The following is a 23,116-nucleotide window of genomic DNA, read 5'->3' as shown; positions in this document are numbered from 1 at the left end:
CCTCTATACTTATGCCATGCGCGGCCTTTCGCAAAGGGTCAAGGCCATGAAGCCCTCGGCCACGGTGGCGGTGAACGCCCGCGCCCTGGAGCTCAAGCGCCAAGGGGTGGACCTGGTGGCCCTCACCGCCGGCGAGCCCGACTTTGACACCCCGGAGCACGTGAAGGAGGCGGCGCGGCGGGCCCTGGCCCAGGGCAAGACCAAGTACGCTCCCCCGGCGGGCATCCCCGAGCTTAGGGAGGCGGTGGCGGAGAAGTTCCGGCGGGAAAACGGCCTCATTGTGCGCCCCGAGGAAACCATCGTCACCGTGGGGGGGAAGCAGGCCCTTTTCAACCTTTTCCAGGCCATCCTGGACCCGGGGGACGAGGTCATCGTCCTGGCCCCCTACTGGGTGAGCTACCCGGAGATGGTGCGCTTCGCCGGGGGGGTGCCGGTGGAGGTGGAAACCCGCCCCGAGGAGGGCTTCGTGCCGGACCCAAAGCGGGTGAAGCGGGCCATCACCCCCCGCACCAAGGCCCTGGTGGTGAACTCCCCCAACAACCCCACGGGGGCCGTCTACCCGGAGGAGGTCTTAAGGGCCCTGGCGGAGCTCGCCCAGGCCCACGATTTCTACCTCATCTCCGACGAGATCTACGAGCACCTCATCTACGAGGGGACCCATTTCTCCCCAGGTAGGGTGGCCCCGGAGCACACCATCACCGTGAACGGGGCGGCCAAGGCCTTCGCCATGACGGGCTGGCGCATCGGCTACGCCTGCGGGCCCAAGGAGGTCATCAAGGCCATGGCGGACGTGTCCAGCCAGTCCACCACCAGCCCCGACACCATCGCCCAGTGGGCGGCCCTCGAGGCCCTCACCAACCAGGAAGCCTCCCGCGCCTTCGTGGAAACGGCCCGCGAGGCGTACCGCAGGCGGCGGGACCTCCTCCTGGAGGGTTTAGCCCGGGTCGGCCTGAAGGCGGTGCGCCCGCAAGGGGCCTTCTACATCCTGATGGACACGACGGCCATCGCCGAGGACGAGGTGAAGGCGGCGGAAAAGCTCCTGGAGGCGGGGGTGGCCGTGGTCCCGGGCACGGACTTCGCCGCCTTCGGCCACGTGCGGCTTTCCTACGCTACCAGCGAGGAAAACCTGAGGAAGGCCCTGGAGCGCTTCGCCCAGGTGCTGCAAAAGGTTTAGAACGCCCTTTTCCGCCGCCTGGGGGCGAAGAGGAGGAGAAGGGCCCCCAGGGTCACATAAACATCCGCCAGGTTGAAGACGGGAAAGTTGGCGAGGAGGGGGATGGAGGTGCCGAGGTCCAGGTAGTCCACCACCCACCCCCGGCCCAGGCGGTCTATCCCGTTCCCCAGGGCCCCCGCGGCGATGAGGGAAAGGGCCAGGGTGAAGAGGGGAGCGTAGCGCCTTTGGGCTAAGAGGTAAAGGAGGGCCGCCCCCACCAAAAGGCTCAGCCACCCCAGGAGGGAGGCCTTTCCCTGCAAAAGGCCAAAGCCCGCCCCGGTGTTTTTCACCAGGGTGAGGTAGAGGAGGTCGCCCAAAAGGGGCTTCGGCACGGGGGAGAGGGTTTCCAGGGCCCATAGCTTTAGGATCTGGTCAAAGGTCAGGAGTAAGGGCACGAGCACCGTGGGCATCCCCCAGAGTCTACCGGACTCCGCCCTTTGTGCTATACTCCATAGGGTTTGCCTTCGGGCACGGGAGGGTGCCATGGCTAAGGTGTGTGAGATCAGCGGAAAGCGGCCCATCGTGGCCAACAGCATCCAGCGGCGGGGTAAGGCCAAGCGGGAAGGGGGCGTGGGTAAGAAGACCACGGGCATCTCCAAGCGGCGCCAGTACCCCAACCTCCAGAAGGTGCGGGTGAAGGTGGCGGGCCAGGAGATCACCTTCCGCGTGGCCACGAGCCACATCCCCAAGGTCTACGAGCTTTTGGAACGGGCGAAGGGCCTAAAGCTGGAGGGCCTTTCCGCCAAGGAGATCAAAGAGCGGCTCCTTCAGCTCCTTTAGCCTTCCTGCCTCCCCAGGGCCCCCCGTGGGGGGCCCTTTTCCTGTAGCATGTCCCTGTGGCGTGGAAGCCGGGGCACTACCTTCTTCTTTTCCTTTCCCTCTACGCCCTGGTGGTGACCCTGGGGCTTTTCTCCCGTGGGCGGCAGCTTGCGGCCCTTCGCCAGGAGGTGGCCCTTTACAAGGCCCAAGCCCTCTGGGCCCCCGAGGGCTACCGCCTGCCCCTGCCCGGGGCCTGCCTGCCCCGGCGCCCGGAAAACCTCCCGGGCGCCCCCCGCCCTTACCGCAAGGGGGTGAACGCCGGCTTCGTCTTCCAGGCGGGGGACGCCTGCGTGCCCGTGGTGCGGGGCATGGGGGTGGTGGCGGCGGCGAGCGGCGAGGTGGTGAAGGTGGACCTGAACTACCAAGAGCCTTCCCCCGAAGCCTTCCGCGCCCTCCTGGAGCGGGTAAAGGAGGGGGCGGGGCCCGAGGAGATGGACGTTTTGCGGGGCCTCGAGGTCTGGCTCCGCCACCCCGATGGCCGCACTTCCGTCTACGGCCACCTGCAGGCCCCGTACCCGGGGCTAAAGGTGGGGAGCCGCCTCCACCGGGGCGACCCCTTGGGCCACGTGGGGAACACCGGCCTACAGGGCGGGGCCCCCAGGCTCCTCTTTGAGGTCTGGGAAGGCGAGCCTGACCGGGGGCGCTTCCTCTTCCAGGGCCTTGCGGGAGAGGCGCTTTTGCGCCAGGCCAAGGCCTTTTTCGGCCTAGAATAGCCCCATGCGCGAGGCCTTCGCCAAGGTGTGGGAAAACCCCTACGTGCGGGTCCTGGTCTACCTCCTCCTCCTCTACCTCCTCTACCGCCTCCTGGCCCGGGCCTGGCCCGCCCTTTCCGTCCTCCTCTTCGCCTTCGCCTTCGCCTACCTGGCCCACCCCTTGGTGCGCTTTTTTGAGGGGCTTAGGCTTCCCCGGGCGGCGGGGGTGGCCCTGGTCTACCTCCTTTTGGGTCTTTTCTTGGGCTTCGCCTCCTTCCTCGCCGCCCAGACGGTCTTGGAGCTTTCCCGCCTCGCCCAGGAACTCCCCAGGCTCCTGGAGCCCCTTTTCACCTGGCTCCTCTCCCTGCCCGATAGGGTCCGGTCCGTGCCCGTGCCCGAGGCGCTAAACCCGATCCTGGCCGAGGCCAGCCGCAACCTCCAGGGGCTTTTGCAAGGGTTTTTGGAAACCCTGGTCCGCTGGCTCCAGGGCCTCCTCGCCCAAGGAGGCAACCTCCTGGGCTTTTTCACCGGGCTTCTGGGCGGGGTCTTCCAGCTCCTCACCGCCCTTGCCCTCTCCCTCTACTTCCTCTACGACCTGCCCCGCCTGGGCCGAGCCGCCCTCCTGGCCTTCCCCGAGCCCTACCAGCCCCTGGTGGCGGAGCTCGCCGCCAAGCTGGACCGGAGCGTGGGGGGCTACGTGCGGGGGCAGCTCCTCGTGGCCTTCTTGGTGGGCCTCATGGTGGGGATGGGGCTATGGCTTGTGGGGGTGCCTTTGGCGGCGAGCCTGGGTTTTCTAGCCGGGGTCTTCAACCTCATCCCCTTCGTGGGGGTGATCGTCTCCGGGGTGCCCGCCTTGCTCCTCGCCGCCACCGGGGGCTGGCTCAAGGTCCTCCTCGCCCTCCTGGTCCTCTGGCTCGCCAACCAGCTGGAGGGCAACCTCTTCGGCCCCCTCATCGTGGGCCGGGCCACGAGGCTCCACCCGGTGACGGCCATCGCCGCCATCCTCACCGGGGCGAGCCTCTTTGGCCTCTGGGGTGCCCTTTTGGGGGTGCCCGCCGCCGCCTTCTTCAAGGTCCTCCTGGAGGACTACTACAAGAAAAGCCGCTTTTACCGGGAAGGCTAGGGGTGCCGCCCTTGGGGGGGCCCCTTTAGGCCGGAGGCGCCATGGCCTTCAGCGCGGCCCTCCCGCCGGGCTACCAATGCCCCCCCGCCGCCAGGGCCTCCCGGAACCAAAGGGGCACCTCCCGGCCGAAGCGCCGCTCGGCGAAGGCGCGGGCGAAGGCCCCGTAGGCCCCTTGCCGGATGGCCTCCCGCGCCCCCTCGGTGAGGCGGTGGAGGTGGCGCAGGTTGTGCAGGGAAAGGAGAATTCCCCCAAGCATCTCCCCGGAGCGCACCAGGTGGGCGATGTAGCCCCGGCTGAAGGTCTGGCAGGCGTAGCAGTCGCACCCTTCCTCCAAGGGCCCCTTTTCCTCCAGGAAGCGGGCGTTTTTCAGGTTGAGGCGGCCCTCGGGCACCAGGGCGCTCCCGAAGCGGCCCGTGCGCGTGGGGTAGACGCAGTCAAAGAGGTCCACCCCAAGCCCCATGGCCGCCACCAGGTCCTCGGGGTGGCCCACCCCCATGAGGTAGCGGGGGCGGCCCTCGGGGAGAAGGCGGGTGGAGAGCTCCACCATGCGGAACATGGCCTCCTTGGGCTCTCCCACCGCCAGCCCCCCGATGGCGTAGCCGGGAAGGTCAAAGCGGAGGGTTTCCTCCGTGGAAAGCCGCCTGAGCTCGGGGTCCGTCCCCCCCTGGGCGATGCCGAAAAGGGCTTGGTCCTGGCGGGTCTTGGCCTTGAGGGAGCGCTCCAGCCAGCGCAGGGTGCGCTCCAGGGACTCCTTAAGGTAGGCCCGGCTTGCGGGGTAGGGGGGGCACTCGTCAAAGGCCATGGCGATGTCCGCTCCCAGGGCCTCCTGCACGGCGATGCTCCTTTCCGGGGTGAGCCGGAGGAGGCTCCCGTCCAGGTGGTTTTGGAAAACCACCCCTTCCTCGTCTATGCGCCTTAGGTGCCCCAGGCTCATCACCTGGAAGCCCCCGGAGTCCGTGAGCCAGGGCCCCCGCCACCCGGCGAAGCCGTGAAGCCCCCCTAAGGCCCTCACCCGCTCCGGCCCCGGGCGCAGGAGGAGGTGGTAGGTGTTGGCCAGGAGGATCTGGCTTCCGATTTCCTTAAGGTCTTTGGGCAGGAGGCCCTTCACTGAACCCTGGGTGCCCACGGGCATGAAAAGGGGCGTTTCCACCGCCCCGTGGGGGGTGTGGAAGCGGCCCACCCGGGCCCGGCCGCTTCGGGCTTCTATGTGGAAGGCGAAGGGCTTCATCCGGCCTGGGGGGCGAAGCGCTCCTCCACGTAGGCCTCCAGGAGTTTCAGGAACTCCTCCGCCAGGTTCTCCCCCTTGAGGATGGTGAGGAGCTTGCCGTCGGCGTAGACGGGGGCTTTGGGCTCCTCGCCTGCCCCGGGGAGGGAGATGCCGATATGGGCGTGCTTGCTCTCCCCGGGGCCGTTCACCACGCACCCCATCACCGCCACCTTGAGCCCCTCCACCCCGGGGTAGCGCCGGCGCCACTCGGGGAGTTTTTCCTTGAGGTGGCGGGAAACCTCCTCCGCCAGCTCCTGGAAAAAGGTGCTGGTGGTGCGGCCGCACCCGGGGCAGCTCGCCACCTCGGGGGCGAAGGTGCGGAGGCCCAGGGCCTGGAGGATCTCCTGGGCCACCTCCACCTCCTTGGTGCGGGGCTCCGTGGGGCTTGGGGTGAGGGAGACGCGGATGGTGTCCCCAATCCCCTCCAAAAGCAGGGGGGCCAAGGCGGCGGCGGAGGCTACGATCCCCTTCACCCCCATCCCCGCCTCGGTGAGGCCCAGGTGGAGGGGGGCTGGGGTGCGCCGGGCCAGCTCCCGGTAGACCCAGACCAGGTCGGGGGCCTTGGACACCTTGGCGGAAAGGACGATCTTGTCCTCCCCCAGGCCCAGCTCCCGGGCCGCCTCGTAGGAGCGGACGGCGCTTTCCACCAGGGCCTCGAGGACCACCTCGTGGGCGCTTTTGGGCTCGGGGCGCTTGGCGTTTTGGTCCATGAGCTCGGTGAGGAGGGCGGGGTCCAGGCTGCCCCAGTTGGCCCCGATGCGCACGGGCTTGCCCAGGTCCAGGGCGATCCTTACCATCTCGGCGAAGTTCTCGTCCTTATGCCGCCCCCGGCCCAAGGTGCCCGGGTTGATGCGGAACTTGTCCAGGGCCTGGGCCATCTTGGGGTACTTCCTAAGGAGGAGGTGGCCGTTAAAGTGGAAGTCCCCCACCAAGGGCACGTCTATCCCTTCACCCAGGAGCCTTTCCTTGATCTCGGGCACCGCCCGGGCGGCGGCCTCGTCGTTCACCGTGAGGCGAACGATCTCGCTTCCCGCCCGGTAGAGGGCCAGGATCTGCGCCGTGGTGGCCTCCACATCCTGGGTGGGGGTGTTGGTCATGGACTGCACGGCCACGGGGTGGGCGCCCCCTAGGGGAACGCGCCCCACCCGGACCGTAGGGGTAGGTCGCCTCATCCCCCTTATGGTACGGGAGGGCCAGGCAGGGGGAAGGGGGTGCGGGCTGCAAAGACCCCGGCGTTAAGCCCCCGTTCACCCTGCGTTAAGCCCCTAGGGGCTAATCTCTGCCGTGGGGAGGTGGGAAAGGAGAGGGACCTTTAAGGGAGAAGTCCAGGGACCGGCGAGGGAAGGCTTCTGACAAAAGCTTAAGGGAGGCTTAAGGAAAAGCGCATTGGCTTGACATGAGAGGTGGTTGTGCGTAAGATTAGCCTCGGATGCCAGGCGTCGGAGTTTCTCGAAAGCAACAAAGGGAAACGCCCGTCTGGCGCCGGGCCCAAAGGGGAAACAGCGGAAACCTTTTGGGAAGTGCAGAAAGGACATGGGAGGTGCAAGGCTATGAAAGGAAACAGGCTTAGGGCTTTACTAGGTTACGCCCTCTTGGGAGGGACTGCCCTGCTCTTTGCCGGATGTGGGCAACAGGCAGGGGGCGGGCAGGGTCAGGAACCGCCGAAACCCATCAACATCTCCCTTAGCGGCGTGTCCAATGGCCAGGTCGTTTCGGGTGTTGTTACGGTGGGCGTTTCGGTGAACGAGGACTCCCAGCCCCGGGAGGTGAAGCTCTACGTTGACGACAAGCTGGTGGGCCAGTACACCATTGCTCCCCAGGGCATCCGGCCGCAGGCGCTTAGCTATGAGTTCAAGGTGAACACGGCGGCTTGCGATCTGGCCTATCTGGGTAGGGAAGACAGCACCGGCTGCACCCCCAGCGACCCCACCCCCCTCTTCACCAACGGGTCCCACACCGTTAGGGCGGAGGTGACCAACCCGGTGGAGACGAAGAGCCTGAGCGTTACCGTCATTCTCGACAACTCCGATACGGTGCTCCTGACCATGTCGGGGAACAATGCCCAGGACGCCACCGGCTACACCTGGTACGGGGGGCAGGACCTGACCCTGAGGGCCGTGCCCGTGATCTACTCGGGCAAGACGGCGACAGCGGTCAGGTTTACGCAAAACAACTGGACTGGGTCAATCCCGGGTACCACCATTTCTTTAACCACTACCTCTGTGGCGGAGATTGGTACGGGGGTCGAGGTGCCTCTTTCCAGCGGCCAGGCCACCTTAACCATAGCCCGTAGCTCCAATACCAGCTTGGAGGGTGGAAAACAGATAATAGCTGGTATTCGCTACAGCGATGGTACTTTGGATTCCTATGCGGGTACGGCCTACTTCGCCCTGGACTTCAAAGCGCCGGGAAGCCCCGTGTACCGTGTCAACCTCAATGGCGTGAAGTCCGACACCCTCGATAACGTCATCGATCCGGCAACAGGCACAGACGGCTGGCTGAACGGGAATAGCCCCATTTCGGTATCTGCCACCGAGAATGGTGTGGGCGGGGTTACCTACCAGGGGATCGAGGTGCGCAAGGCGAGCGACAACAGCCTAGTGGCCACCCTCAACCCTGGTGACACCCTGGCCAGTGTTCCCGAGGCTAGTTCGGCGACGGGTGCGTACTATCTCAAGGTGCTCAACCTGCGGGACGCCTTGGGGAACACTCTGGCTAGCCCGGGTGCAAGCAGCCCCTTCAACCTTGACAAGACCAAGCCCACCCTCTCCACCACCTTCGGGGCCAATGGTAGGGTGCTGAACGGAACCCTTGGTCTGTCCAGTAGAATCCCCCTTACGGCGCGAGACCCCGGCACCGTAGCGTCTGGGGTGGTGGGTGGAGCTCCTAATGGGGCGGCTCCCAGTGCCTCCAGTTTCGGCACCAGCGGCTGGTGGGTGGAGGTGACCACGGGCGGGTGCACGTATAAGCTGAATGCGCCGAACACCTTCTTCGCGGTAAACCTGGGCCCTGTTACTTACGACCTGGATATGCCTTCTACGGCCGCGAGCACGCCTCCTAGCTGCACCACTGCGTACCCGACAATCACCCCCACCGGAGGCGACGGGGACTACACGGTTACCGTTAGGCTGGTGGACAAGGCACGGAACGTGAGCGACCCGCTTACGGTAAACTTCTACTGGTTGACCCAGAAGCCCATCGTCCAGTTCAACGGACTGGGCAATAACATTCACGGCGCCGTTCCTTTGCAAGCGAACCCCACCGTGACCGTCAGCCATCCCAAGCCGCTCCTGAAGGCCATTCTGTACGCCTATAGGGCTGGCGCGGGCGCTAATGAGGTCCAGGTCGTGGCCCCTGCACCCGTGGTGGACATTACGAATGCGGCTGCACCGGCACCCTTTAACCCGGACGGAACCGTCGTGATAGCCAGCTACAAGGACTTCACCACCAGCGCCAGCAACTTCAACTTCACCCTGCAGTTCAACATGTTTGGCAGCTGGGATGTCTACGCGGCCGCTGTGCCCGTGGCCTACGATAACGCAGGGAACATCGACGTGACCAATCTGTCTAGTGCGACGTCCGTGAATGTGACGACAGCACCGTAGTGAATTGGGCGCTTCCAGCGGAAGCTTTTGCCCCCCCACCTTAGGTGGGGGGGTTTTCCTGCTGGGGGCCCCGGCAAACCCCCCCACCCCGGTAAACCCCCTGCCCGGGGCACCCTCTTAGACCCTTAAGGGGAACAATATAGCGGGAAGGGGTTAAGGCCTGTTTACTCCAGCTCCATCCCCATGATGTGGTACCCGGCGTCCACGTAGACCACTTCCCCGGTGATGCCGCTGGCCAGGGGCGAGAGGAGGAAAAGCCCCAGGTTCCCCACCTCCTCCTGGGTGATGTTGCGCTTTAGGGGGGCCACCTGGGCTACCCGGTCGTACATCTTCACGAAGCCCGGGATGCTCCTTGCGGCCACGGTGCGCACGGGCCCGGCGGAGATGGCGTTCACCCGCACCCCCCTGGGGCCAAGCTCGTAGGCCAGATAGCGGACGCTGGCCTCGAGGGCCGCCTTGGCGATGGCCATCACGTTGTACTTGGGCACCACCTTCTCGCTGGCGTAGTAGGTGAGGGTGACGAGGCTTCCCCCTTCCTTTAGGAGGGGTTCTGCCCGCTGGGCCACGGCCACCAGGGAGTAGGCGGAGACCTCGAGGGCCAGAAGCCAGTCCTGGCGTTTCGTGTCCAGGTACCGCCCCTCCATGGCCTCCCGGGGGGCGAAGGCGATGGCGTGGACCAGGTAGTCCAGGCTTCCCCAGGCCTCCTTCAGGCCGGCGAAGAGGGCGTCTAGCTCGGCGTCTTGGGTCACGTCCGCCTGGAAGAGGAGGGCGCCCCCCAGGGCCTCGGCGAGCTTTTCCGCCTCGGGACGGATCCTTTCCCCTTGGTAGCTTAAGGCCACCTCGGCCCCTGCTTGCTTGAGCTTCTCGGCGATGGCGTAGCCCAGGCTCCGCTGGTTGGTGACCCCCATGACCAGGGCCTTCTTGCCGGAAAGGTCCAGGGTGAGCATGGGGGGATTATACCCTTTGGAGTACGGGAAAACCCTCTTGAGCGGCCGCTTGGGCCAGGCGCACATCCAAGGCTACAAGAGGCAAGGGGGTGGGTAGGTTTTTCGCCACCACGCAAAGGGCTGCTAGTTGCAAAGCATCCAGGGTTCTTAGGGGGTGGGTCTGAAGAAGGCGAATAGCTTCTTTGCGTATCCTCTCCGTGGGTTTCACTTCGTGCCAAGCGTCTTTTAGCCGCTGAAGGCGTTTTTGGGCCAGGGCAAAACCAGCCTCGTCCAATGCGCCTTCTCGTCGCCGGCGGTTTAGGGCGGAAAGAGCCTCTATCTCCGCAAGCCAAAAGACGAGCATTTCCCTGTCTTCCGCCAAAAGCTTTTGTGCCCAGGTAGAAGAGGTTTCCTGAACGAGGAGGGGAACGATGGCCGAGGTATCCCAAAACCTCACGCTTCCTCCCGCTCCTCCAAAAGGGCCTGGAGCACGCTTGCTTCGGATGTAGGGAGGGAGAGGTCTTCCAGCTGGGGTCGCCCTGTCCCCAAGCGGACGAGGCCCCGGCGTTCTAAGCGAAGGAGGGCGGGGTTTTCCTGCTCGGGAGGCACAAGGCGGGCAATGGGGACGCCCCCTTCCAGGATGAGGACCTCCTCCCCGGCCCGGACTCGCCGGATTAGCTCCAGGAGGCGTCCCTCTGCCTCGCTGAGGGTTACGGTTCGCATGGCTCCATTGTACCCTTGCCCTGTGTAGGGGCTGGTATCCTGGGGTATGGCGCTGGAAGCCTACGGCACTTGGGAGGAAGCCCTTGCCCGGCTTGGGGAAAGCCGAAAAGCGCTCCTTGCCCTTTTGCAAGGGGCGGAGCCCGCCTGGCTTACCCGCCCCTTGCGGGAAGGGGCCTGGACGCCCTTGATGGTGGCGGAGCACATCGCCCTCGTGGAGGAGTCCACCGCCCGGGTTCTAAGGCGGCTGAGGCGCCTGGCGGCGGGGGAGGAGCTTCCGCCCGTACCCGTGAAGCCCGGGGAGTACAAGGACGGCAAGCCCCAGGCCCCCGAGGGGGTAAGGCCCAAAGGGGGGCTTTCCCGGGAAGAGGTGCTTGGCCTTTTGGCGAGGGCCCGGGCCTTTCTCCTGGAGGAGGCCCAGAAGGCCGACCCCACCCACCCCGCCACCTTCCCCCACCCCTTCTTCGGGGAGCTCAACGCCTTGGGCTGGGTGCGGGCCGCCGCCTACCACGAGGCCCATCACCTGAGGGCGCTTCAGGAGGCCTTCCCTTCCCGGTAGCGGGCGTACCAGGCGTTCAGGGCGGCGGGGGATACCCCGCGGATGACCTCGGTCTTGCCGTCCCACTCCAGGACCACCCCGGCGGTGGGGCTTCCGGCGAGCTCCGCCACCTTTTTCGCCGCCTCCTGGTCCTCCCGGGCGTTCACGAAGGTGAAGGGCACGCCCTTTTGTGCCAGGAACATCTTCACGATCTCGCAGGGGCCGCACCCCGGGACGCCGTAAAGCCGCACCATACCCCTCTAGGGTAGCAGAGGGAACGCCCTGGGACCACCCCCCGTAGAATGCCTATATGCGCCTGGTGGATCGCCACCCCGAGGTGGAGCTGGAAAGGCTCTTGGCGAGCTTTGTCCCCCCGCCCCGCTTCCAGCAGGCCACCTTCGCCGCCTACCGCCCCGACCCCCGCTACCCCTCCCAGGCCCTGGCCAAGGAAAGGCTACGAAGATGGGTGCATGACCGGCCCAGGGGCCTTTTGCGGCCCCGGATGCCGGGGCCCCAGGGGATTTATCTGGACGGGGGGTTTGGGGTGGGGAAGACCCACCTCCTGGTGGCGGCCTACCTCGAGGCCCCCCCGCCCAAGGCCTTCCTCACCTTTGAGGAGCTCACCTACACCCTGGGCCTCCTGGGCTTGAGGGAGGGGGCGAGGCGGTTCGCCGCCCTTCGCTACCTCTTCCTGGACGAGTTTGAGCTGGACGACCCCGGGAACGCCCAGATGGCCACCCACTTCCTGGCCCTCACCATGGACCGGGGCCTCAGGGTGGCCACCACCTCCAACACCCCCCCGGGGGCCCTGGGGGAGGGCCGCTTCAACGCCGAGCAGTTCCGGCACCAGATCCAAAGCCTGGCCAAGCGCTTCGCCGTGGAGCGCATAGAGGGGGAAGACTTCCGCCACCGCGACCCCGAGCGCCTGCCCGAGCCCCTTTCCGATGGGGCCCTCCTCGCCCTCCACCGGGAAGACCCGAGGCCCAAAAGCCTGGACGCCTTCCCCGAGCTCCTCGCCCACCTGCGCGCCCTGCACCCCATCCGCTACCGCTACCTCTTTGAGGGTTTGGAGGTGGTGTACCTCCAGGGCCTCGCCCCCATCCCCGACCAGAACGACGCCCTCCGCTTCGTGCACTTCGTGGACCAACTCTATAACTTGGGTCTCGCCCTGCGGGCCTCCGGGGCGCCCCTCAAGGAGATCTTCCCGGAGGGCTACCGCCACGGGCCCTTCGCCAAGAAGTACGGGCGGGCCCTGTCCCGGCTTGCGGAGCTTTTGGGGTAGCATGGGGGCATGGACCTAGCGGAAAGGCTTTCCGAGCTGGCCCAGGCCCTTTCCCAGGCGAGCGCGGCGGTGGGGATCCTCGAGGCCATAGAAGAGGTGGTGGACGAGTACAAGGACGGGGAGCTTTCCCTCAAGGAGGCCATGGAGGAGATCCAGGGCCTACTGGAAGAGTTCCAGGCGGTGCGGGCCCTCTCCGAGATGACCCCGGAGGAGCTCATGGCCCTGGCGGAGGAGGAGGACGAAGAGGGGCTTCGTTCCTGATGAAGGTCACGGCCATCGTCCTGGATTCCGTGGGGTTAGGCTACCTGCCGGACGCCCCGAGCTTCGGCGACGAGGGGGCGGACACCCTGGACCACACGGTCTTGAAGGCGGGAATTGCCCTTCCCAACCTTGCCGCCCTGGGCCTGGGCTTGGTGCCGGGGGTGCACACCCTGGAGCGGCCTTCCTCCCCCAAGGGAGGGTTTGGCCGCATGCGGGAGGTGAACCCGGGCAAGGACACCACCACGGGGCACTGGGAGTTCGTGGGCGTCCACCTGGAAAAACCCTTCCGCACCTTCCCCGAGGGCTTCCCCGAGGAGTTCCTGCGGGCTTGGGCGGAGCGGATTGGGGTCCGGGGCTGGCTTTTGAACAAGCCCTACTCCGGCACCGAGGCCATCCGCCACTACGGCGAGGCTCACCTGAAGACGGGCTACCCCATCGTCTACACCTCGGCGGACTCCGTCTTCCAGGTGGCGGCCCACGTGGAGGTGGTTCCCCTGGAGGAGCTTTACCGCTTCTGCCAGGTGGCCCGGGAGATGCTCGTGGGCGAGTACCAGGTGGCCCGGGTCATCGCCCGGCCCTTCGCCGGAAGCCCGGGGAACTTTTACCGCCTGGAGGAGCACCGCAAGGACTTCGCCCTGGAGCCCCCTAGAAACGTGCTGGACGTGCTGAAGGAGGGGGGCCTCGAGGTGGTGGGGGTGGGGAAGATCCCGGACATCTACGCCCACCGGGGCTTCACCCGGGAGGTGAAGACCAAGGACAACGCCGACGGCCTGCAGAAGACCCTTGCCCTCCTGCGGGAGCCCTTTTCCGGGCTCCTCTTCGTCAACCTGGTGGACTTTGACAGCAAGTACGGCCACCGCCGCAACCCTTTGGGTTACGGCGAAGCCTTGGTCCAGGTGGATGACTTCCTTCCCCAGCTCCTGGCGGCCTTGGGCCCGGAGGACCACCTCTTCCTGGTTTCCGACCACGGGAACGACCCCACCTTCTTCGGCACCGACCACACCCGGGAGTACGGGATGCTCCTTTGGGTGGGGCCGGGGGTGGAGGGGGACCTGGGCACCCGGGACACCTTCGCCGACCTCGGGGCCACCTGGGCGAGGCTCTTTGGCCTTCCCTGGGAGGGCCCGGGGACGCCCATCCGCTAGCCATGCCCTTCACCTGGCGCGACCTCCTGGACATCCTCCTGGTGGCCGTTCTCTTCTACTACCTCTGGCGGCTCATCGCCGGAACCCGGGCCCTAAACCTGGTGCGGGGGGTCCTGGTCTACCTCCTGGTCTGGTTCGTGGCCAGCCTCCTTGGGCTTTCCACCCTGTCCTGGCTTTTGGGCAACGCCGCCACCTTGGGGGCCTTCGCCCTCATCGTGGTCTTCCAACCGGAGCTGAGGGGGCTTTTGGAGCGGCTCGGCCGGGCGCAAGGCCCCCGGGCCCCCTCCTTGGCCTTGGAGGAGCTTCTCCTCGGCCTTTCCCGCCTTTCCGAGCGGCGCTACGGGGCCCTGATCGCCCTAGAGCGGCGCACCCCCTTGGGGGAGTACGCCGCCACGGGGGAGGTGCTGGAGGCGCGGCTTAGCGCTAGGCTTCTGGAAACCCTCTTCTACCCCGGCACCCCCCTGCACGACGGGGGGGCCATCCTCCGGGGGGACCGGGTCTTCGCCGCGGGGTGCGTCTTCCCCCTTTCCGAGGCCCGGCTTGGCCTGGGCACCCGGCACCGGGCCGCCTTGGGGCTTTCCGAGGTTTCCGACGCCTTGGTCCTGGTGGTGAGCGAGGAGACGGGGGCCATCCGGCTGGCCGAGGGGGGGAGGCTTTCGCCCCCTTTGGCCCTCGAGGCCCTGCGGGAGCGGCTTAAGGAGGTCATCCGTGCGTGAGTGGGGTGGCTTTCTCCTGGCGCTGCTCGTGGCCTTTGCCCTCTGGTACTCCTTAAGGGAAAGGGCCCCGGTGGTGGAGCGGGCGGTGAGCGTGCCCTTGCGGGTTTTGGGCTTGGAAGGGGAGAAGGTGGCGGAGGGCGTGCCCAAGGAGGTCCTCCTGCGCCTTAGGGGGCCCGCCCCCTTGGTGGAGGGCACGCCCCCCGTTTCCGCCTACCTGGACCTCTCCGAGGTGGAGGGGACCTTCGCCCGGGAGGTGCGGGTGGCGGTGCCCCAGGGGGTGGAGGTCCTGGAGGTGCGCCCGGCCCGGGTGGAGGGGCGGGTGGAGGCGGTCTTGCGCCGCACCCTTCCCGTGGAGGTCCTTTCCCAGGGGGCCTGGGTGGCCACGGACCCCGCCTTCGTGGAGGCCAGGGGCCCGCGGAGCCAGGTGGAGCAGGCGGTGGCGGCCTTGGGGTTGGACCTTGGGGGGGAGGAGGTGGCCCTCACCGCCTTCGGCCCGGAAGGGCCCTTGCCCGGGGTGGAGCTCACGCCCGAGAAGGTGCGCCTGGTGGCCCGGGAGGCGCCCCTTTTCCGCAAGGAGGTGCCCCTCGTTCTCCGCCCGCCGGAGGGGCTTAGGGTGGAGGACTACGCCCCCAAGGCCGTCCAGGTGGTGGGGCCCAAGGAGGCCCTGGAGGGCCTAAAGGAGGTGGAGGCGAGGCCCCAAGGGGGCTTCCGCCCCGGGGTGGTGGAAGGGCCCCTCCTCCTCAACCTCCCCCCTGGGGTCCAGGCGGTGGGCCAGGTTTTGGGAAGGGTGCGGGTTGCGCTACAATAGCTAGGATGATCTACCCCATCCGCCTCTACGGCGACCCGGTCTTGCGCAAGCGGGCCCAGCCCGTGCGGGACTTCGCCCGGGTGAAAAAGCTCGCCGAGGACATGCTGGAAACCATGCTCGAGGCCCGGGGGGTGGGCCTCGCCGCTCCCCAGATCGGGCTTTCCGAGCGCCTTTTCGTGGCCGTGGAGTACGCCGACGAGCCCGACGAGGAAGAAAGGCCCCTTCGCGATCTGGTGCGCCGGGTCTACGTGGTGGCCAACCCCGTCCTTCTCCACCGGGAGGGAGAGGTGGAGGGCACGGAGGGGTGCCTTTCCCTCCCCGGCCTCTACTCCGAGGAGGTGCCCCGGGCGGAGCGCATCCGCGTGGCTTACCAGGACGAGGAGGGCGCCCCCCGCACCCTGGAGCTGGAGGGGTACATGGCCCGGGTCTTCCAGCACGAGATGGACCACCTGGACGGGGTCCTCTTCTTTGAGCGCCTGCCTGGACCCAAGCGGGAGGCCTTTTTGGAGGCGAACCGGGCGGAGCTCGCCCGCCTGCAAAAGGAGGCCAGGGCCCTCCTCAAGGAGCTTTCCGGGCGATGAGGGTTGCCTTTTTCGGCACCCCCGAGTGGGCGGTGCCCGTGCTGGACGCCTTAAACCGTCACCACCAGGTGGTCTTGGTGGTGACCCAGCCGGACAAGCCCAAGGGGCGGGGCCTGAGGCCGACGCCGAGCCCCGTGGCCCAGTACGCCGAGGCCCACGGGCTTCCCCTTTTAAAGCCCCAGCGGCTTAAGGGGAACGAGGCCTTTCTAAAAGTTTTCCGAGAGGCGGCCCCCGAGGTGGCGGTCACCGCCGCTTACGGCAAGATCCTGCCCAAGGAGATCCTCGAGGTGCCGCCCTACGGCTTCCTCAACCTCCACCCCTCCCTTCTTCCCAAGTACCGGGGGCCCGCCCCCGTGCCCTGGGCCCTCATCCGGGGGGAGAAGGAAACGGGGGTGGCCATCATGAAGACGGAGGAGGGGGTGGACACCGGGCCCCTTTACGCCCTTTGGCGCACGGAAATCGCTCCTGACGAGGACGCCGAGGCCCTGGCCAGGCGCCTCCGGGATAAGGGGGTGGAGCTCCTCCTAGAGGTGCTCCAAAACCTCCCCCACCTCACCCCTGTGCCCCAGGAGGGGGAGCCCTCCTACGCCCCCCTCCTCACCAAGGAGGAAGGGCGGATCCGCTTTGAGGAAAGCGCCCAGGCCATCTACAACCGCCACCGGGGGGTGCAGCCCTGGCCGGGGAGCTACTTCTTCCACGGGGGCAAGCGGGTCAAGGTCCTCGCCCTGCGGCCCGAGCCCGGGGAGGGGGAGCCTGGGGTGGTCCGGGCCGTGGACCGGGAGGGGGTTTTGGTGGGCACCGGGGAGGGTCTTATCCGCCTTCTTCAGGTCCAGCCGGAAGGCAGGCGCCCCATGCCCGCCGCCGACTGGGCCCGGGGCTATGGGGTGGCCCCGGGCACCCGGCTCGGCTAAAACTCCTCGTCCCACTCCACGATGGTTTCGCTGGTCAAGGTGGTGGCGGGGCGCTCGGTGGTGGCCGCCACCTCTTCCCCCCGCTCCTTCAGGAGGCCGAACTGGGCGGCGATACCCCTCAGCCCCGCCCCGGCAAAGGCCACCACCAAGAAGGCGGAAAGCCCCCAGGCCAGGTAGGGGAGGAGGGCCTGGGCGATAGAGAGGTTGGCCAGGATGCCCAAGGAGGGCAGGCCACCGTACTCGGCCAGGATGGACCCCATGTAGGAAAGCCCCTCAGCCACGATGGGCAACACCAAGAAGAGGAAGGCGAGGCCCAGGAGGTTCCAGTACACGTTGCGCCCACCGAAGGTGAGGCGGATGAGGTATAGGGGGAAGAAGGCCAAGGCAGCGGCCAGGAGGAAGAAGACCGCCCGGGGGATGCCCAGGAAGAAGAGCTGGATCTCTACCTGGAGGGCGTGCCAGAAGCCCAGGGTGCCCCCGAGGAGGCGCTCTTCCACCTCTTGGATTTCGCCGAGAAGCACGGTGAAGTCCACGGTGCGCAGACCCACGGCGTTTTGCATGTGGAGAAAAAGCCGGTCCACCCGTTCGGCCAGGTCCGGGGCGTAAGCCCCCACCACCGGGTAGATCTTGAGGCGGAAGCGCCCGTAGGCGTAGGCCAGCTGCGCCCGGGCCCGCTGGTACTGGCCGGCCTCGGTGTAGAGCTGGGCCTGGGCCAGGCTGCTACGCACCTCGTCCAACAGATCCAGCCAGTTCACCAGGCTGGGGATGGCCAGGCGCTGGAGTGCCTCGCCTACCTGGGTGGCCACCTGGGGGTCCAGGCGGAGGAGGCTGGTTTCCTCCCGGATCTCCTGGGGCAGGGTGGTTTCGGGAAGCCGGAGCTGGGTGGGAGAGGGCGCAGGAGTGGCGGAGGGTGTGGCGGGGGCCGGGCTCGAGGCCGGGGCAGGGGCGGGGCTGGCCTGGGTTTTGGGGGCCGGGGCCAGGAGGGCCTTGCGCCAGGCGGCCACTTGGTTCCGAAGCCGCTCCACCTCGGGGCGGAAGGCCTCCCCCGAGGAAACCTTGGCCAAGGCCTGGATGAAGTCCTGGGCCTTCAAGGTGCTTTGCGGGCTATCCTGGACCACCAAAAAGCGGGCGTAGGCCCGGGCCAAGGCCAGGTAGGCCTCGGGCCTCGAGGCCGCCCCTAGGGCCTTACCCAGGTCCTCGCTCATGGCCTGGAGGAAAAAGGCCTCGAGGCGGCGCCTGGCTTCCTCGGCCCCTAAGCCCTGGACCCCTTGGACGAGGGACGGGGGGAGGCCCGTGGCCCGGGCCAGGCGGCTTAGGTAGGCGGGCTTTTCCGAGGGGTTCGCCTGGAAAAACCCATCGTAAAGCGCCTTGCCCAAGAGGTGGCGAACGAGGAGAAGGCGGGCTTCCAGGTCCGCCCGGCTCCTCTGCACCACCGCCTGCCGCAGGCCCTCGAGGTTGTTCAAGATGGCGTCCCGGATCACGGGGGGAAGGCCTTCCGCCTCCTGGCGCAACAGGCTTTGCGCCCGGTCTAGGGCCGCTAGGGCTTGGGTGGGGTTGGCGAGGCCCACCTGGGCCAGGGCTTCCTCCAGGCGGTCGTATGCCTGGGGCAAGGGTGCGGCAAGGGCCGGAAGGACCAGGGCCAGAACCAGGGAAAGCCATCCTCTCATCCGCTGACCTCCGTGATGGGTACAAGCCGCCTCAAGGCGTGGAGCAGGCGGCCGATGTTGGTCTCCTTGCGGGCCAGAAGGCCCACGTACCCAGCGCCTACGGGTTTTAGGGCCACCACGTTTTCCTGGAGAAGGGCGTAGAAAACCCCGTATCCTTGGCGGGCCAAAAGGAGATGGATGAGCTCTAGCGGGATGGGCTCTCCCGCGAAGCGCTCCTCCTTCCCGCTTCCACCCGCCACCACCACCCCCAAAACCCCCTCCAGGCGGGCGAGCCGCCTCGCCAGGTGCTCCCGGGCGGCGGGGTCCTCGAGGTCCACCGCCTCCTCCAGAAGGGCTTCTTCCTCCTCCGCTTCCTCGCTTTCCCCTTCCGCCTCCTGGAGGGAAAGCTGCTTCAGCTCCCGCACCAACGCCTTCAGCTCGGGAGGCATCTCGCGAAAAGGAAGGAGGCGGCCAAGCTCGGGCCAAAGGCTCCCTTCTATGAACCGCGCCCACTCCCCGGGGGTGGCGGGCGCTTTGGGGCCTAGGGCCCGGCGCAAGAGGTTTTCCGCCGCCATGGGCGAGATATAGCGGCTCAGGATTTGTAAAAGGCTTTCCTCCATAGGCATCAGGGGCTTGCCAATCCGCCCTTTAAAGTGTACCATATCGTCTGCCCGAGGGATCGGGCGCCCGCCGCTGGGGTGTCGTCTAACGGCAGGACAGCGGACTCTGGATCCGCCGGTCGTGGTTCGAGTCCACGCACCCCAGCCAAACGTTTGGCCCCATCGACTAGTGGTTAGGTCACCGCCCTTTCAAGGCGGCGGCGGGGGTTCGAATCCCCCTGGGGTCACCAGAAGCAGTCCGAGCCGCGCATGGCCCCATCGTCTAGAGGCCTAGGACACGGCCCTCTCAAGGCCGAGACGGGGGTTCGAATCCCCCTGGGGTCACCAGAAGCGGCTCGGATTGCCCTTTTATCCCTTGACACCTTGCGCACGCTCCGCCAAACTGGGTTCGCCATATACCCCCGCTAGGTATATGGGGGTGTAGCCTGGAAGCGAAGGAGGGGAAGATGGAGTTTTCCTTGGCAGGACTCTCGGCGAGCGGGGCGACGGAGGAGCGCTACGACGTGGTCATCCTGGGCGGGGGGCCGGCGGGCCTCACCGCCGGCATCTACGCGGGCCGGGCAGGCCTCAAGACGATCATCGTGGAAAAGGGCCTTCCCGGGGGGCAGATCGCCCAGACGGAGGAGGTGGAAAACTACCCGGGCTTCCCCGAGGGCATCTCCGGGCCCGAGCTGGCGAGCCGCATGGTGCAGCAGGCGGAGAAGTTCGGGGCCAGGATCGTCATGGACGAGGTCCTGGGGATAGAGCCTCTGGAGGAGGGCTTCCTGGTCCGGGGTTTTGAGCGGACGTACCCCGCCCGGGTGATCATCGTCGCCACCGGGGCCAACCCCAGGCGGCTTGGGGTGCCGGGTGAGGACAAGTTCTACGGCCGCGGGGTTTCCACCTGCGCCACCTGCGACGGCTTCTTTTACCGGGACAAGGAGGTGGTGGTGGTGGGCGGCGGGGACGCCGCCGTGGAGGAGGGACTTTTCCTCACCAAGTTCGCCCGCAAGGTAACCCTGGTCCACCGCCGGGATGAGCTTAGGGCCAACAAGCTGGCCCAGGCCCGGGCCTTTCAAAACCCCAAGATGCACTTCCTTTTCTCCCACGTGGTCACGGAAATCCTGGGCGAGGATCAGGTGACGGGGGTGCGGCTCAAGAACCTGAAGACGGGAGAGGAGTACGTCTACCCCACGGACGGGGTCTTCGTCTTCATCGGCCACGAGCCCAACACCGGCTTCCTTAAGGGGGTGGTGGAGCTCAGGCCCGATGGCTACGTGGCCGTGCGGGACGAGGTCTACACCTCGGTGCCGGGGATCTTCGCCGCCGGGGACGTGGCCGACCCCATCTACCGCCAGCTCACCACCAGCGTGGGGGCGGGCACCCGGGCGGCCATGACCGCGGAGAAGTACCTGGCGGAAAAAGAAGCCAAACCCCACGAGGAAACCGCCAAGCCTTAAGGAGGCGTGGCCAGGCTTGGGTTCCTCTTCACCCTCCTTTGGGGGTTGGCCCTGGGGGCGGGGGTTTTGTACCTCCCCCTGGACGACCGCCCGCCCAACTGGGCCCCGTGCGGCTGGGAGGGGGTGCGCTGTCCTCCCCGGGAGGTTTACCGAGGCCCGGAGGGGGCGGACCTCCCCCTCCTTAGGGCCTGGCTTCTTTCCACCCCGGGGAAGCGCTTGGTGGCCAGCCTGGACGCCCTCGCCTATGGCGGGCTCCTGCAAAGCCGCCACCTTGACCTCCCCGCCGAGGACGTCTTGGCCCGGCTTGGGCCCCTTTTGGCCTGGAAGGCGCGGTATGGCGGGGAGGTCTTCCTCTTCGGCGTGGTGCCCCGCTGGGACGCCACTCGGAGGGAGCGAAACCTAAAGGTGCTCCACGCCCTTGCCCCGTGGGCTGCAATAAAGGGGGTTTACCTAGAAGCGGTATGGGACGACGCCTTGCGGGGCTCACCCGCCCCTAAGGAGGCCCGGGCCCTGCCCTACCCCAGCCGCCCGGGGGCGGACGAGGCGGGGCAGGTCCTCCTCCTTAGGGCCCTTTCCCCGGGGCTTAGGGTGGCGGTGGTCCACGAGGAAGGGGCCTTAGCGGAGCGCACCACCCCGTATGAGGCCTTGCCCCTAGAGGAGACGGTACGGGGGCTTGTGCGAAGTGCCGGGGTGGAGGAGGTGGCCCTGGAGGCTATTCCGGACCTGGTCCTTTACGTCTACGGGGGCAAAAGCCCTAGAGGAGCCACCCAAGACCTCCTCCGCCTTATGGCCCAATACCCCGTGGCTTTGGCGGACCTTTCCCGGGTGAACCGGGGGGATGCGGGACTCATGGGCTACCTCCAGGCCCTGGGGCTTTACGGCCGGCTCGCCGCCTACGCCGCTTGGGGCACCCCGGCCAACAACCTGGGGAGCGCCCTCGCCCAAGGGGGGCTTTTTCTAAGGGACCGGGAAGGGCGCCTTCAGCGCTTGGCCGAGGCCTACTTCGCCTACTGGTGGGGGGAGGTGGGGAGGCCTTGGGTGCGGGGCCGTTTTCCCGAGCCCTTGGGGGAGGAGGCGCTTGGGGTAGCCTCCCTTTGGCCCTACGTGGCGTGGGAAGGGTACCGGCTAGACCTTAAGGCCCTCGCCTTTCCCTGGCGCCGCTCCTTTGAGGCTGAGGCTCGGTTAAGCCTCGTCCCCCTGCCTTCCCCGGTTCACCTGGTAGAGTAAAGGGCGTCATGGCCTCAGGGGTACTGGAGCTAAAACGCCTGGAGGCCCTGGTCCGCGCGTGGCGTCTCCTCGCACCTTTAGACCGGCGGGAGGAGGTCTTCCGCCAGGTGGTGCAGGCGGCCAAGGCCCAAACCCGGGCGGTCTCGGTCCTTCTTTTCCTCTACCGTCCAGAGGAGGACGCCTTGGAGCTGGTGGCGGCGGAGGGTCTTTCGCGGGAGCGGGTGGGCTTTCGCTTACCCCGGGGGCAGGGGATTTCCTGGATTGTATTTGAAAGTGGTGAGCCCCTTTTCCTCCCGGACGTTTCCAAGGACTCAAGGGTGGTTTTCCTCACGGGCCACCCACAACCCGGGGTCTACCTGGGGGTCCCCCTCCGAGACCTGGCGGGAAGGGTGCTGGGGGTGCTTTCCATGGACACCGCTGGGGGGGTGGGGGAGATCCTCCCTGAGGAGCGGTTCTGGCTTCAGGCCCTGGCGGAGGCGGCGGGGATGGTCTTGGGCCGCATAGAGGCCTTGGAGAAAGCCCAGGAGGAGGCGGAGCGCACCCGAGCGCTCTTGGAGCTTTCCCTTTCCCTGGAGAGCGCCCGCGAGCCTTTAGGGATGGCGCAAGAGGCCCTGGAAACCCTGCTAAGGCTAACCCCTTATCATGGGGGGGCCCTTTACCTCTTCCAGGGGGGGCGGGTGCGGCCGGCGGTGATGGCGGGCCGCTACCCCCCGGGCTTCCCCCGGCTTTACGAGGAGCACCCCATCCGCTTCGGCGAGGGGCTCCTGGGCCATCCCCGGCTGTGGGAAGGCCCCATTCACGTGGAGGATTACGCCACCTTTCCTGGGGCCCTAAGGCCCTATGTGGAAGCGGGGTTGCGTTCAGCCCTCTTGGTTCCCCTAAAACCCGAAGGGCGGCGGTACGGGGTGCTGGCCTTGGGCTCGTTTGGGGAAAAGGTGCCCTACCGCCGGGAGGACGAGGCGGTTTTGCAGGTGGTGGCCAAGCGGCTGGAGGAGGCTTTAGAGCGGCTTTTCCACCTCCGGGTCCTCAAGAGCACCCGCGAGGCGGCCCTGCGGGCCCTTTCCCGGGTGCTGGAGTACCGGGACCTAGAAACCCAAGGGCACACGGAGCGGGTGGCGGAGCTCTCCTTGCGCTTGGGCCAGGCTTTGGGGTTTTCCGACCTCGAGGGCCTCCGCCTGGGGGCCTACTTCCACGACCTGGGCAAGCTGGCCTTGCCCGACGAGATCCTGCGCAAGCCCACCGCCCTTTCCACGGGGGAGTGGAAGGAGGTGAAAACCCACCCCGAGGTGGGCTTGGAAATCTTGCGAAACCTACCCTTTTTGCCCCAGACCGCTTTGAACGTGGTCCTCTACCACCACGAGCGCTTTGACGGCTCGGGTTACCCCTTTGGCCTGAAGGGGGAGGCCATTCCCCTCGAGGCCCGCATCTTCGCCGTGGTGGACGTTTACGATGCCCTTATCTCGGAACGCCCCTACAAGCGGGCCTGGAGCAAGGAGGAGGCTTTAGAAGAGCTTCGGGCCCAGGCGGGGAAGAGCCTGGACCCGGAAGTGGTGGCGAAGTTTGTGGAGATAATCTAG

Annotated in this window: 25 protein-coding genes and 3 tRNA genes; 19 read left to right on the top strand and 9 right to left on the bottom strand. The window is 67.0% G+C overall.

Translation table 11 applies throughout. The features are described from left to right. Positions 1-16: 16 nt before the first annotated feature. The gene (aspC, locus tag L0D17_RS00770; RefSeq protein WP_243093497.1) at positions 17-1,174 is read left to right on the top strand and encodes an aspartate/prephenate aminotransferase; all 1,158 of its coding nucleotides are present in this window, start codon (positions 17-19) and stop codon (positions 1,172-1,174) included. Here aspC and lspA read toward each other — a convergent pair. Continuing rightward, positions 1,171-1,623: a signal peptidase II gene (gene lspA / locus L0D17_RS00765; RefSeq protein ID WP_243093496.1), complete on the bottom strand. Its 453-nt coding sequence runs from the start codon at positions 1,621-1,623 to the stop codon at positions 1,171-1,173. The genes aspC and lspA overlap by 4 nt on opposite strands. 73 nt (positions 1,624-1,696) lie before the next feature. On the opposite strand from lspA, the gene rpmB reads away from it, so the two are divergent. The 3 genes from rpmB to L0D17_RS00750 are packed head-to-tail and all read left to right on the top strand — an operon-like array spanning position 1,697 to position 3,847. Further along, positions 1,697-1,993, top strand: a complete 297-nt coding sequence (rpmB, locus tag L0D17_RS00760; protein WP_039459558.1) for a 50S ribosomal protein L28 — start codon at positions 1,697-1,699, stop codon at positions 1,991-1,993. 56 nt (positions 1,994-2,049) lie between these two features. Further along, on the top strand, positions 2,050-2,745 hold the full coding sequence (locus tag L0D17_RS00755; RefSeq protein ID WP_243093495.1) for a M23 family metallopeptidase: 696 nt from the start codon (positions 2,050-2,052) through the stop codon (positions 2,743-2,745). Positions 2,746-2,749: 4 nt separating this feature from the next. Continuing rightward, positions 2,750-3,847 carry an AI-2E family transporter gene (locus L0D17_RS00750; protein WP_243093493.1) on the top strand — a complete coding sequence of 366 codons (1,098 nt, stop codon included), beginning with the start codon at positions 2,750-2,752 and terminating at the stop codon, positions 3,845-3,847. A 70-nt stretch (positions 3,848-3,917) separates the two neighbouring features. Here L0D17_RS00750 and tgt read toward each other — a convergent pair whose 3' ends face one another. Then, the gene (gene tgt, locus L0D17_RS00745) at positions 3,918-5,075 is read right to left on the bottom strand and encodes a tRNA guanosine(34) transglycosylase Tgt (protein WP_243093491.1); all 1,158 of its coding nucleotides are present in this window, start codon (positions 5,073-5,075) and stop codon (positions 3,918-3,920) included. Continuing rightward, positions 5,072-6,286, bottom strand: coding sequence for a flavodoxin-dependent (E)-4-hydroxy-3-methylbut-2-enyl-diphosphate synthase (ispG, locus tag L0D17_RS00740; RefSeq protein WP_243093489.1), 1,215 nt, complete (start codon positions 6,284-6,286; stop codon positions 5,072-5,074). Before ispG ends, tgt begins: the two co-directional genes overlap by 4 nt. Positions 6,287-6,523: 237 nt before the next feature. Between ispG and L0D17_RS00735 the strand changes: the two genes are divergently transcribed. Beyond that, the gene (locus tag L0D17_RS00735; RefSeq protein WP_243093487.1) at positions 6,524-8,719 is read left to right on the top strand and encodes a hypothetical protein; all 2,196 of its coding nucleotides are present in this window, start codon (positions 6,524-6,526) and stop codon (positions 8,717-8,719) included. 164 nt (positions 8,720-8,883) lie between these two features. Here the strand turns inward: L0D17_RS00735 and L0D17_RS00730 are convergent, their stop codons facing one another. The 3 genes from L0D17_RS00730 to L0D17_RS00720 are packed head-to-tail and all read right to left on the bottom strand — an operon-like array spanning position 8,884 to position 10,368. Continuing rightward, positions 8,884-9,666, bottom strand: a complete 783-nt coding sequence (locus L0D17_RS00730) for an enoyl-ACP reductase FabI (RefSeq protein WP_243093486.1) — start codon at positions 9,664-9,666, stop codon at positions 8,884-8,886. 7 nt (positions 9,667-9,673) lie between these two features. Then, positions 9,674-10,102 carry a type II toxin-antitoxin system VapC family toxin gene (locus tag L0D17_RS00725; RefSeq protein ID WP_243093485.1) on the bottom strand — a complete coding sequence of 143 codons (429 nt, stop codon included), beginning with the start codon at positions 10,100-10,102 and terminating at the stop codon, positions 9,674-9,676. Further along, positions 10,099-10,368, bottom strand: a complete 270-nt coding sequence (locus L0D17_RS00720) for a type II toxin-antitoxin system Phd/YefM family antitoxin (RefSeq protein WP_243093483.1) — start codon at positions 10,366-10,368, stop codon at positions 10,099-10,101. The genes L0D17_RS00725 and L0D17_RS00720 overlap by 4 nt, the downstream gene beginning before the upstream one ends. A 46-nt stretch (positions 10,369-10,414) precedes the next feature. Here L0D17_RS00720 and L0D17_RS00715 point away from each other — a divergent pair, with 46 nt between their 5' ends. Further along, entirely contained in the window at positions 10,415-10,924 is a 510-nt protein-coding gene (locus tag L0D17_RS00715) for a DinB family protein (RefSeq protein ID WP_243093481.1), read from the top strand. Here the strand turns inward: L0D17_RS00715 and L0D17_RS00710 are convergent. Continuing rightward, positions 10,900-11,157: a glutaredoxin family protein gene (locus tag L0D17_RS00710; RefSeq protein ID WP_243093480.1), complete on the bottom strand. Its 258-nt coding sequence runs from the start codon at positions 11,155-11,157 to the stop codon at positions 10,900-10,902. The two genes, L0D17_RS00715 and L0D17_RS00710, sit on opposite strands and share 25 nt — an antisense overlap. A 56-nt stretch (positions 11,158-11,213) precedes the next feature. On the opposite strand from L0D17_RS00710, the gene zapE reads away from it, so the two are divergent. Genes zapE through fmt form a run of 7 tightly spaced genes read left to right on the top strand, consistent with a single transcriptional unit; the run spans position 11,214 to position 16,607 of the window. Next, positions 11,214-12,185, top strand: a complete 972-nt coding sequence (gene zapE, locus L0D17_RS00705) for a cell division protein ZapE (protein ID WP_243093478.1) — start codon at positions 11,214-11,216, stop codon at positions 12,183-12,185. Between the two features lie 9 nt (positions 12,186-12,194). Continuing rightward, on the top strand, positions 12,195-12,446 hold the full coding sequence (locus L0D17_RS00700) for a hypothetical protein (protein WP_039459538.1): 252 nt from the start codon (positions 12,195-12,197) through the stop codon (positions 12,444-12,446). Further along, positions 12,446-13,591 carry a phosphopentomutase gene (locus L0D17_RS00695; protein WP_243093476.1) on the top strand — a complete coding sequence of 382 codons (1,146 nt, stop codon included), beginning with the start codon at positions 12,446-12,448 and terminating at the stop codon, positions 13,589-13,591. Before L0D17_RS00700 ends, L0D17_RS00695 begins: the two co-directional genes overlap by 1 nt. Before the next feature lie 2 nt (positions 13,592-13,593). Further along, the gene (cdaA, locus tag L0D17_RS00690; protein ID WP_243093474.1) at positions 13,594-14,307 is read left to right on the top strand and encodes a diadenylate cyclase CdaA; all 714 of its coding nucleotides are present in this window, start codon (positions 13,594-13,596) and stop codon (positions 14,305-14,307) included. Beyond that, positions 14,300-15,115, top strand: coding sequence for a CdaR family protein (locus L0D17_RS00685; RefSeq protein WP_243093472.1), 816 nt, complete (start codon positions 14,300-14,302; stop codon positions 15,113-15,115). The genes cdaA and L0D17_RS00685 overlap by 8 nt, the downstream gene beginning before the upstream one ends. 5 nt (positions 15,116-15,120) lie before the next feature. Continuing rightward, on the top strand, positions 15,121-15,696 hold the full coding sequence (gene def, locus L0D17_RS00680) for a peptide deformylase (protein ID WP_243093470.1): 576 nt from the start codon (positions 15,121-15,123) through the stop codon (positions 15,694-15,696). Then, positions 15,693-16,607, top strand: a complete 915-nt coding sequence (gene fmt, locus L0D17_RS00675) for a methionyl-tRNA formyltransferase (protein WP_243093468.1) — start codon at positions 15,693-15,695, stop codon at positions 16,605-16,607. Before def ends, fmt begins: the two co-directional genes overlap by 4 nt. On the opposite strand, the gene L0D17_RS00670 is transcribed toward fmt, so the two are convergent. Together L0D17_RS00670 and L0D17_RS00665 are read right to left on the bottom strand one after the other, a co-directional pair. Beyond that, complete coding sequence (locus L0D17_RS00670; RefSeq protein WP_243093466.1) at positions 16,604-18,274, bottom strand: hypothetical protein; 1,671 nt, start codon at positions 18,272-18,274, stop codon at positions 16,604-16,606. The two genes, fmt and L0D17_RS00670, sit on opposite strands and share 4 nt — an antisense overlap. Continuing rightward, the gene (locus tag L0D17_RS00665) at positions 18,271-18,873 is read right to left on the bottom strand and encodes a hypothetical protein (protein ID WP_243093558.1); all 603 of its coding nucleotides are present in this window, start codon (positions 18,871-18,873) and stop codon (positions 18,271-18,273) included. Before L0D17_RS00665 ends, L0D17_RS00670 begins: the two co-directional genes overlap by 4 nt. Positions 18,874-18,947: 74 nt before the next feature. On the opposite strand from L0D17_RS00665, the gene L0D17_RS00660 reads away from it, so the two are divergent. The 6 genes from L0D17_RS00660 to L0D17_RS00635 all read left to right on the top strand — a co-directional run bounded on the left by L0D17_RS00660 (position 18,948) and on the right by L0D17_RS00635 (position 23,116). Beyond that, positions 18,948-19,021: transfer RNA gene (locus L0D17_RS00660), tRNA-Gln, on the top strand. A gap of 7 nt (positions 19,022-19,028) precedes the next feature. Further along, positions 19,029-19,103: transfer RNA gene (locus L0D17_RS00655), tRNA-Glu, on the top strand. Between the two features lie 21 nt (positions 19,104-19,124). Beyond that, positions 19,125-19,200, top strand: a tRNA-Glu gene (locus L0D17_RS00650). A gap of 119 nt (positions 19,201-19,319) precedes the next feature. After that, positions 19,320-20,312, top strand: a complete 993-nt coding sequence (trxB, locus tag L0D17_RS00645) for a thioredoxin-disulfide reductase (RefSeq protein WP_243093464.1) — start codon at positions 19,320-19,322, stop codon at positions 20,310-20,312. Positions 20,313-20,318: 6 nt separating this feature from the next. Beyond that, positions 20,319-21,539 (top strand): DUF4127 family protein, encoded by a 1,221-nt coding sequence (locus L0D17_RS00640; RefSeq protein WP_243093463.1) that lies wholly within the window; start codon positions 20,319-20,321, stop codon positions 21,537-21,539. 8 nt (positions 21,540-21,547) lie between these two features. Further along, positions 21,548-23,116: an HD domain-containing phosphohydrolase gene (locus L0D17_RS00635; RefSeq protein ID WP_243093462.1), complete on the top strand. Its 1,569-nt coding sequence runs from the start codon at positions 21,548-21,550 to the stop codon at positions 23,114-23,116.

Origin of the sequence: Thermus thalpophilus (assembly GCF_022760915.1) — a bacterium.
GTDB lineage: Bacteria > Deinococcota > Deinococci > Deinococcales > Thermaceae > Thermus > Thermus thalpophilus.
Note: the sequence above shows the minus strand (reverse complement) of the source record. Positions and strands in the feature narration are given on the sequence as shown.

Bases quoted from the DNA above. Each gene is read 5' to 3' on its own strand.
- lspA (WP_243093496.1), bottom strand. From the start codon at position 1,623: ATGCCCACGGTGCTCGTGCCCTTACTCCTGACCTTTGACCAGATCCTA.
- ispG (WP_243093489.1), bottom strand. From the start codon at position 6,286: ATGAGGCGACCTACCCCTACGGTCCGGGTGGGGCGCGTTCCCCTAGGG.
- aspC (WP_243093497.1), top strand. From the start codon at position 17: ATGCGCGGCCTTTCGCAAAGGGTCAAGGCCATGAAGCCCTCGGCCACG.
- L0D17_RS00635 (WP_243093462.1), top strand. From the start codon at position 21,548: ATGGCCTCAGGGGTACTGGAGCTAAAACGCCTGGAGGCCCTGGTCCGC.
- L0D17_RS00670 (WP_243093466.1), bottom strand. From the start codon at position 18,274: ATGAGAGGATGGCTTTCCCTGGTTCTGGCCCTGGTCCTTCCGGCCCTT.
- L0D17_RS00695 (WP_243093476.1), top strand. From the start codon at position 12,446: ATGAAGGTCACGGCCATCGTCCTGGATTCCGTGGGGTTAGGCTACCTG.
- L0D17_RS00730 (WP_243093486.1), bottom strand. From the start codon at position 9,666: ATGCTCACCCTGGACCTTTCCGGCAAGAAGGCCCTGGTCATGGGGGTC.
- L0D17_RS00715 (WP_243093481.1), top strand. From the start codon at position 10,415: ATGGCGCTGGAAGCCTACGGCACTTGGGAGGAAGCCCTTGCCCGGCTT.
- L0D17_RS00710 (WP_243093480.1), bottom strand. From the start codon at position 11,157: ATGGTGCGGCTTTACGGCGTCCCGGGGTGCGGCCCCTGCGAGATCGTG.
- tgt (WP_243093491.1), bottom strand. From the start codon at position 5,075: ATGAAGCCCTTCGCCTTCCACATAGAAGCCCGAAGCGGCCGGGCCCGG.
- L0D17_RS00720 (WP_243093483.1), bottom strand. From the start codon at position 10,368: ATGCGAACCGTAACCCTCAGCGAGGCAGAGGGACGCCTCCTGGAGCTA.
- cdaA (WP_243093474.1), top strand. From the start codon at position 13,594: ATGCCCTTCACCTGGCGCGACCTCCTGGACATCCTCCTGGTGGCCGTT.
- L0D17_RS00750 (WP_243093493.1), top strand. From the start codon at position 2,750: ATGCGCGAGGCCTTCGCCAAGGTGTGGGAAAACCCCTACGTGCGGGTC.
- def (WP_243093470.1), top strand. From the start codon at position 15,121: ATGATCTACCCCATCCGCCTCTACGGCGACCCGGTCTTGCGCAAGCGG.
- fmt (WP_243093468.1), top strand. From the start codon at position 15,693: ATGAGGGTTGCCTTTTTCGGCACCCCCGAGTGGGCGGTGCCCGTGCTG.
- rpmB (WP_039459558.1), top strand. From the start codon at position 1,697: ATGGCTAAGGTGTGTGAGATCAGCGGAAAGCGGCCCATCGTGGCCAAC.
- zapE (WP_243093478.1), top strand. From the start codon at position 11,214: ATGCGCCTGGTGGATCGCCACCCCGAGGTGGAGCTGGAAAGGCTCTTG.
- L0D17_RS00700 (WP_039459538.1), top strand. From the start codon at position 12,195: ATGGACCTAGCGGAAAGGCTTTCCGAGCTGGCCCAGGCCCTTTCCCAG.
- trxB (WP_243093464.1), top strand. From the start codon at position 19,320: ATGGAGTTTTCCTTGGCAGGACTCTCGGCGAGCGGGGCGACGGAGGAG.
- L0D17_RS00665 (WP_243093558.1), bottom strand. From the start codon at position 18,873: ATGGAGGAAAGCCTTTTACAAATCCTGAGCCGCTATATCTCGCCCATG.